Genomic DNA, 255 nt, shown 5'->3' with positions numbered 1-255 from the left:
GGTTTTGGTTCCTCTTTCGGAGCAGCTTGAAGTTGATTGATAGAAGCTAGGGCAGCTTGTAAAGCTTTATCTACTGCATCTTGAGTCTTAGCTTCTTCGATAGCAGCAAGAGCTTGCTCAGATAACTCGACTAGTTTCTTCTTAGCTTCCTTATCGTTGCCTAGTTCCTTGCTCTTGTTTTGAATAGCTTCTGCCAAGCTTGCCATAGCCTTATCGTAGTCAATCTTAGACTCTTCTGGCTGAGCTGGCTGCTCT

General features: G+C 44.3%; 1 pseudogene. It reads right to left on the bottom strand.

Annotation, left to right across the window (positions count from 1 at the left end):
* Positions 1-255, bottom strand: a pseudogene (locus SINDD18_RS10170) (DUF1542 domain-containing protein); the annotation flags it as partial.

Source organism: Streptococcus infantis (genome assembly GCF_001579645.1).
Classification (GTDB): domain Bacteria; phylum Bacillota; class Bacilli; order Lactobacillales; family Streptococcaceae; genus Streptococcus; species Streptococcus infantis_E.
Note: the sequence above shows the minus strand (reverse complement) of the source record. Positions and strands in the feature narration are given on the sequence as shown.